7 protein-coding genes and 1 pseudogene are annotated in these 7,087 nt (G+C 57.2%); 6 read left to right on the plus strand and 2 right to left on the minus strand.

The annotated features are described in order from the left end of the window. Positions 1–3: 3 nt before the first annotated feature. From AO726_RS20530 to AO726_RS20540, 3 genes are read left to right on the plus strand one after another with little or no spacing between them, the layout of a single operon-like run. On the plus strand, positions 4–1,224 hold the full coding sequence (locus tag AO726_RS20530) for an MFS transporter (RefSeq protein WP_058069980.1): 1,221 nt from the start codon (positions 4–6) through the stop codon (positions 1,222–1,224). A gap of 7 nt (positions 1,225–1,231) precedes the next feature. Continuing rightward, positions 1,232–2,176 carry an oxidoreductase gene (locus AO726_RS20535; protein ID WP_206542524.1) on the plus strand — a complete coding sequence of 315 codons (945 nt, stop codon included), beginning with the start codon at positions 1,232–1,234 and terminating at the stop codon, positions 2,174–2,176. A 12-nt stretch (positions 2,177–2,188) separates the two neighbouring features. Then, positions 2,189–2,566, plus strand: a complete 378-nt coding sequence (locus AO726_RS20540) for a nuclear transport factor 2 family protein (RefSeq protein WP_058069982.1) — start codon at positions 2,189–2,191, stop codon at positions 2,564–2,566. Here the strand turns inward: AO726_RS20540 and AO726_RS20545 are convergent. Both AO726_RS20545 and AO726_RS20550 read right to left on the minus strand, forming a co-directional pair. Next, positions 2,563–3,360, minus strand: a complete 798-nt coding sequence (locus tag AO726_RS20545) for a DODA-type extradiol aromatic ring-opening family dioxygenase (protein ID WP_058069983.1) — start codon at positions 3,358–3,360, stop codon at positions 2,563–2,565. The two genes, AO726_RS20540 and AO726_RS20545, sit on opposite strands and share 4 nt — an antisense overlap. Further along, positions 3,347–4,714: an MFS transporter gene (locus tag AO726_RS20550; RefSeq protein ID WP_152987334.1), complete on the minus strand. Its 1,368-nt coding sequence runs from the start codon at positions 4,712–4,714 to the stop codon at positions 3,347–3,349. Before AO726_RS20550 ends, AO726_RS20545 begins: the two co-directional genes overlap by 14 nt. 184 nt (positions 4,715–4,898) lie before the next feature. On the opposite strand from AO726_RS20550, the gene AO726_RS20555 reads away from it, so the two are divergent. The 3 genes and pseudogenes from AO726_RS20555 to AO726_RS20565 form a co-directional block, all read left to right on the plus strand. Then, on the plus strand, positions 4,899–5,714 hold the full coding sequence (locus AO726_RS20555) for a fumarylacetoacetate hydrolase family protein (RefSeq protein ID WP_058069985.1): 816 nt from the start codon (positions 4,899–4,901) through the stop codon (positions 5,712–5,714). A 26-nt stretch (positions 5,715–5,740) separates the two neighbouring features. Then, positions 5,741–6,649, plus strand: a complete 909-nt coding sequence (locus tag AO726_RS20560) for an acetaldehyde dehydrogenase (acetylating) (protein WP_058069986.1) — start codon at positions 5,741–5,743, stop codon at positions 6,647–6,649. A gap of 10 nt (positions 6,650–6,659) precedes the next feature. Next, a pseudogene (locus tag AO726_RS20565) lies at positions 6,660–7,087 on the plus strand (4-hydroxy-2-oxovalerate aldolase); the annotation flags it as partial.

The raw sequence follows: 7,087 nt of genomic DNA on the forward strand, positions 1-7,087 counted from the left end.
ACTATGAACCCGGTAACCACAGGTAGCGGCTGGCTAAGCGGTATCTCTCTGGAAGTACGCTGCCTGTGCGTTATCAGTTTCATCTCCGCAGTGGGCTTCGGTATTCAGTCACCGGCCATTCCGGTCTTCGGACAGAGCTTGGGGGTTGGCAGTGCGATGGTCGGTCTGATCATCGCCGCCTTCCCTCTGGCGCGCTTGTTAATGGCCTGGCCCGGCGGCGTGTTGAGCAACCGCTGGGGCGAATACCGCCTGCTGGTCAGCGGCCTGTTCATTATGGCCGCAGCCAGTGTCGCAGCCGGGTTTTCACGCTCTGCTGAGGACTTGCTGATTTACCGGGGTTTATGTGGCGTAGGCTCAGTCTTGTACAGCATCTCCGCCATGAGCCTGTTGCTGCGCACCACTGACCCGGGCCACCGAGGTAAAGCCACCGGCCTGTTTATGGGGGCTTATTACATCGGCACCGTCAGCGGCCCAGCCATCGGCAGCATTTTTGTTGATCTGTCGGTGCGTCTGCCGTTCATTATTTACGGCGCAGGCGCGGGGCTGGCCGGCTTGGTTGCCCTGATCTTGCTGCGCAATCAACGCCACGCCCAGCGCAAAGATAAAGCGTCCGGCGCAGTCCCGACACGGGTCAGAGACGCACTCAAACTCGCCTCATATCGTTCCGCCCTGGCCAGTAACTTTTCTGTGGGCTTTGCCGTGTATGGCGTGCGCGTTTCAGTTCTGCCGCTGTTCCTGCTGACCGTGCTTAACCAGCCAGCAAAATGGATTGGTATTGGTCTGACGGTTGGAGCACTGGCGCAAACACTGGTACTGCCCAAAGCCGGTCAGTTGGCAGATAAATGGGGCGTGAAGAAAACACTGCTGCTGGGAATGTTCAGCGTGCTGCTCAGCTTCCTGATCATCCAGCTCGGCCACTCGCTGACGGCTTATCTTATCGGCCTGGCCTTTATGGGGCTGGGCACTGCATTCTGCACCACCTCGGCTGCCGTGGCCGCCGGAAATGCGGCCAACGGCCATGGTGGCACCGTTATCTCGACCTATCAGATGTCGGCGGATTTGGGCATGGTCACTGGCCCCATCCTGATCGGCTATCTGGCGGAACATTATTCATACGATCTCGCTCTGGCCTGCACCGCTGCGTTGCTGGCCACTGCCCTGATCACTGCATTTGCCATTCCTAAAACAACAAGTAAGGCGACTTCAAACGATGCAAAAGCATGAACTCAGCATGCCCGATCTCAAGGGTAAAACTGCGCTGGTTACCGGAGGCGCTGGCGGTATTGGTTTTGAGACTGCCAAAGCGCTGGCTCAGGCCGGAGCAAAAGTCATCATTGCCGATCTTGATGAAAAAGGTGGGCATGCAGCGATTGCGCGGATCAACCAACTACACCCATTTGCCCAACCCCATTTTGCTCGCCTGGACCTGAGCAAGCTGCAACAGGTAAGAAGCTTCGCCGAGTCGTTGCTGCAAACCGAGCAACCCTTGGACCTGTTATTCAACAACGCTGGCATCCAGCCCCTGAGCAAAGCCAGTCGCACCCCGGAAGGCCATGAGCTGACCCTGGCCATCGGACACTTGGGCCACTTCACCCTCACCAGCCTGCTGCTGCCACTGTTGCTGGCAAGCCCAGAGCCACGCGTGATTACCACCTCAAGCCTGGTTCACCGTCAGGGCAAAATTGATCGTGATGACCTGCAGCTGAACAACAACTACGAGGCCCAGCGCGCCTATAACCAGACCAAACTGGCCAATCTGCTGTTCGCCCGCGAACTGCAGCGCCGCGCCAAAGAAGCTGGCACCAGGTTGATCAGTGTGGCCGCTCACCCCGGCGTTGCGCGCACGGGCATCGGCAGCAACCGTAGCCGCCAAGGCCAATTGGGCTGGAAAGACAACATGGTCGGTGTGGTACTCAAAGTGGTGATGCCACTGCTCGGGCAGGATGCTGATCAAGGTGCCCTGCCGCTGCTGTATGCGGCCACGCTGAAAGACGTTGAGCCGGGCGGTTTCTATGGCCCAGGTGGAATTGGCGAGATGAAAGGTGCTCCCAAAGCCGCACGAGTCGCGCCCATCGCCAAGGATCAAGCCCTTGCTCAATGGCTCTGGGAAACCTCTGAGCGGCTTTGCCAAGTCGATTACAGCGCCCTCTCCACCCCATCTCATCAAAGCATCTGAAAGGAACCCACCATGAGCAAAGAAGCCCAGATGAAGCAAGCGCTGCACGCTTACATCGACGCCTTCAACCGCGCCGACCTGGAGGCCATCGTAGCCCTCTACGCGCCTGACGCGAGCGTCGAAGACCCCTACGGCAGCCCGGCCAAAACAGGCCACACAGCCATCAGGGAGTTTTATGCCAGCTCGTTGCAATCAGGCGCCAAACTTGAGCTCGACGCGCCGATCAGAGCCAGCATGGCCGACGCCGCTGCCATGGCATTTACTGCCGTGGTGAAAACCCCGGAGAACGTGATTCGGGTCAGCGTTATTGATTTGATGACCTTCAACGAGCAAGGGTTGATCACCTCAATGCGCGCGTACTTCGGCCAGAGCGATATCCAAACGCTCTAACCCAAGCGAAACGCCGAGACATCCACAAGCCCCGCCAAGCGTTCACTATAAATTCGCTGGGCGGGCTCTTCAGACGCCGCACCACAGACCACCATCAGCGGAACCAGATGCTCTTCTGTAGGGTGCGCGAAGCGTGCGTAAGGCGCTTGCTGCCAATTACATAACCGTTCCCAACGCTCAGTTGGGGCCGCGGTCATTGCCTCATTGAGCCACTCATCAAAAGCGCGTGCCCGCTCAGCCAATTGGTTCTGATCAGGGCGCATGTTGTGGAACGACATGCCGCTTGCAACGATCAGCACCCCTTCATCCCGCAGCGCAGCCAAACAGCGTCCGGCGGCCAAGTGTTGAGCAGCATCCAACTGGCGCTGTAACGACAGTTGCAGCACCGGAATATCAGCCTGCGGGTAACTCAACATCAGGGGAATAAAAGCCCCGTGATCAAGACCGCGCTGTGGGTCCTGCTGTGCCTCAAAGCCCCCTGCGCGCAATAGTTCACACACCCTGCCGGCCAGCTCCGGCGACCCACTAACCGGGTACTTAAGCAAGTAGGTGTGAGCGGGAAACCCATAATAGTCATAGAGCAAACTTGGCTTGGCAGATGCTGTAACGCTGAAAACCGGGCTTTGCCAATGTGCAGAAACGACCAGAATCGCCCGTGGTCGTTGCCCGATCTGCGTTGCAAGTCCACGCAGCCAATCACCCAGCGGCTCCCATATATCCGGAAAGCCCGGATGCCCTTGCATAAAAAAACACGGACCTGCGCCGTGGGGGATAAACAAACTAGGCAGACTCATCCAGAAAAATCCTTACCGTGATGGGAATAACCAACAACGCGCACCCCAAGCTGATCAACAAACCAATGATCAGCCCTTGATGCAGGCCCGCAGTGAGTAACGCCAGGCTCAGGGCCGCACTTCCGAGTGCGCCACCGTAACTGCGAACCGTTGAAACCAGCCCCGTTGCAGCACCGGCAAACTGCCTTGGCGTAACGATTTGGATAAAAACGCTTTGGTTCTGGTTGATAAAGCCCAGGCCCAATCCGCACAGGGCATAGCCTGCCATCAGCCCTGAAATAGGTAATCCATAGGGTATGAACACCAATATCGCCATACCGCAGAAAAGCGTTACAGCCCCCACACAGAACAACATCCGTGGCCGTGACAGTTTGCGGAACAGAAAACCGTTAATCACGCTGCCCGTGGGCATCCCGATCAACATCGGCAGCATGGCCAGCCCGGCGTCACGGAAACTCATGCCGGTCAGCGTGGTTAACAACAGCGGGCTGTAAAACAACAGAACAGACAGCACAGCCCCACTCACCAAGGTACTCAGGGCAATTAGCTTTACTTGCAGGTTTTGCAAGATCTCCAGCGCCAGAATTGGCTGTTCTGCGCGACGTTGCTGGCCCCAGAACAAATACAGGCTGAGCACTGCAACGAGCAGGTAGCCCGCCGCACTCTGGCTCTTGCCCAGTGACTGCAAGCCAAACAACGAGCTGCCAATAAACAGGCTCAGATACACCGCACCGGGTAAATCAAAACGCTGTTTCGATGCTTGCCGGGGCTGCATATCCGGCATCGACAGCAGTACACATAACACTGGCAAACACGCCACAGGAACTGCCAGTAACGCAAAACGCCAGCCGAAAAGCTCGATCAGTAACGCCCCAAGAATTGGCCCCATACTGCTCGATACTGCGAACATAACCCCGCTGAGACTTTGCCAGCGCACACGTTGGCTGGGGTCGGAAAAAACATCCACAGGCACGGCGAATGCAGCGCCCGCCATCATCCCAATCGCGATTCCATTGATGATCCGGGAGGCCAGCAACACCTCCATCGAGGTTGCTGCTGCGGCAATCGTGCCGGCGACAATGAGCAACACAACCGATGCAAATACCAGCCACTTACGCCGCCAGATATCACCCAGTCGGGCTGTCACCGGGGTCATGCAGGCAGCCGCCAGCATTTGAAAGGTGCCCAGCCAGCCAAAAAGTTCGATGCCATTCAGCGTTTGCGCAGCTTGCGGCAGAATTGCACCGCCCAATGTGGTTTCAAGCCCCAGCAACAACAACACGGCATAAACGCCGGTCATGGCATGCAATTGCTGCCGTGATACAGCCGGTGGTGTGGACACATGTGCCTTCAACTGCGTTCTCCCAGGTAGTCAGCAAAGACTACCTGCCACGCCACGGACCAACCTCATCCACTCAGAGTAGACAGCCTCACCGACACACCATCGCCACTTAACGCATCCGCATAATCCAATAGGGTGAGGACCTGAAATTCTCACTCACGCATGATATCGCCATGCCTGAGTAGAGGATTAAGCAATGCCTGAGACCCTAACCGCATCCGCACAACAACAATTACATGAGCAGTTAGCACAGCGTCTGTACGAAGCGCTGCGCGACGGTGCAACCATTGAGCCGCTGACTGCACACCACCCCTCTCTCACCATTGAAGATGCTTACCACATCTCTCTTCGTGCGCTGAATCTGCGCCAAGAGAAAGGTGAGCGGATCATTGGCAAAAAGATTGGCGTCACCAGCAAAGCCGTGCAGGACATGCTCAATGTCCACCAACCGGACTTTGGCTTTTTGACCGACAAAATGCAGGTCGAAGATGGCAGCGATGTGAGCATGCGCGCCCACAAACTGATCCAGCCAAGAGCCGAGGGCGAGATTGCCTTCATCCTCGCAGAAGACCTGACTGGCCCAGGTATCACAGCAGATGACGTGCTGGCGGCAACCGAGTTTGTCGTGCCGTGCTTTGAGATCGTCGACTCACGCATCCACAACTGGCAAATCAAAATTCAGGACACCGTGGCAGATAACGCCTCATGCGGTGTGTTTGCTCTGGGCAAACAACGCATCAGCCCCCGCGATCTGGATTTGGCCAAGGTTGAACTGAACATGCTGAAAAATGGCCAGCCTGCAGGCCATGGTTTCGGCAGCGCCGTACAAGGGCATCCATGCGCTGCCGTAGCGTGGCTGGCCAACACACTCGGCGAGTTCGGCATTCCGTTTCGCAAAGGCGAAATCATCCTGTCCGGCGCACTGGCTCCATTGGTCCCTGTAGGCCCAGGCGATGAAATCAGCCTCAGCCTTAGCGGGCTGGGCACCTCCACCCTGCGCTTCGTTGACTGACCTGCGCGTTTTCTAGGGAGAACATCATGAGTAAAAAAATCAAATGCGCCCTGATCGGGCCGGGCAACATCGGCACCGATCTCTTGTACAAACTTCAGCGCAGTGAATACCTTGAGCCGGTCTGGATGGTCGGCATTGATGCCACCTCAGAAGGCTTGGCCCGTGCCCGTGAAATGGGTCTGAAGACCACCAGCGATGGTGTTGATGGCCTGCTTCCGCACGTAAAGGCAGACGACATCCGCATCGCCTTCGATGCCACCAGCGCATACGTTCACGCCGAAAACAGCCGCAAGCTCAATGAGCTGGGTGTGCTGATGATCGACCTGACGCCAGCCGCGATTGGCCCGTACTGTGTACCGCCGGTCAACCTCAAAGCCAACCTCGAATCCGGGGCCATGAACGTCAACATGGTTACCTGTGGCGGCCAGGCCACCATTCCGTTGGTAGCTGCGGTCTCCAGTGTGCAGCCGGTGGCCTATGCAGAAATTATCGCCACAGCAGCATCGAAATCCGTCGGCCCCGGCACCCGTAAAAACATTGATGAGTTCACCCGCACCACGGCCAGCGCCATCGAAAAAGTCGGCGGAGCTAAAGAGGGTAAAGCCATCATCATCATTAACCCGGCTGAGCCACCACTGATCATGCGTGACACCGTGCATTGCCTGACCGAAGGCGAGCCGGATCAGGCGCGTATTAGCGCGGCCATCGACGCCATGATCAAAGAAGTTCAGAAGTACGTGCCGGGTTATACCTTGGTCAACGGCCCGGTGTTCGACGGCAACCGTGTGTCGATCTTCATGGAAGTTGAAGGCCTGGGTGATTACCTGCCTAAGTACGCGGGCAACCTCGACATCATGACCGCCGCTGCAGCTCGTACGGCCGAAATGTTCGCCGAAACACTGCTCAATCAAACCACCGAAACCGCTACCGCATAAGGAGTGCAGCATGGATCTTCGCGGCAAGAAAATCACCGTCCACGATATGTGCCTGCGCGACGGCATGCACCCCAAGCGTCACCAGATCAGCCTTGAGCAAATGCGCTCAATCGCCACTGGCCTGGATGAAGCCGGTATCCCGCTGATTGAAGTCACCCATGGCGACGGCCTGGGCGGACGCTCAGTGAACTATGGCTTCCCGGCTCACACCGACGAGGAATACCTCTCGGCGGTGATCCCGCTGATGAAAAAGGCCAAAGTATCGGCCCTGCTGCTGCCCGGCATCGGCACAGTCGATCACCTGAAAATGGCTCACGATCTGGGGGTTAACACCATCCGTGTTGCCACGCATTGCACCGAAGCGGATGTGTCTGAACAGCACATCACCTTCGCCCGCAAGCTGGGCATGGATACTGTCGGATTTCTGATGATGGCGCA

This window comes from Pseudomonas sp. TTU2014-080ASC (assembly GCF_001446935.1).
GTDB lineage: Bacteria > Pseudomonadota > Gammaproteobacteria > Pseudomonadales > Pseudomonadaceae > Aquipseudomonas.

What these genes read in the sequence shown, in the direction of transcription:
- AO726_RS20530 (WP_058069980.1), top strand. Translation starts at nt 4, where the DNA reads ATGAACCCGGTAACCACAGGTAGCGGCTGGCTAAGCGGTATCTCTCTG.
- AO726_RS20535 (WP_206542524.1), top strand. Translation starts at nt 1,232, where the DNA reads ATGCCCGATCTCAAGGGTAAAACTGCGCTGGTTACCGGAGGCGCTGGC.
- AO726_RS20540 (WP_058069982.1), top strand. Translation starts at nt 2,189, where the DNA reads ATGAGCAAAGAAGCCCAGATGAAGCAAGCGCTGCACGCTTACATCGAC.
- AO726_RS20545 (WP_058069983.1), bottom strand. Translation starts at nt 3,360, where the DNA reads ATGAGTCTGCCTAGTTTGTTTATCCCCCACGGCGCAGGTCCGTGTTTT.
- AO726_RS20555 (WP_058069985.1), top strand. Translation starts at nt 4,899, where the DNA reads ATGCCTGAGACCCTAACCGCATCCGCACAACAACAATTACATGAGCAG.
- AO726_RS20560 (WP_058069986.1), top strand. Translation starts at nt 5,741, where the DNA reads ATGAGTAAAAAAATCAAATGCGCCCTGATCGGGCCGGGCAACATCGGC.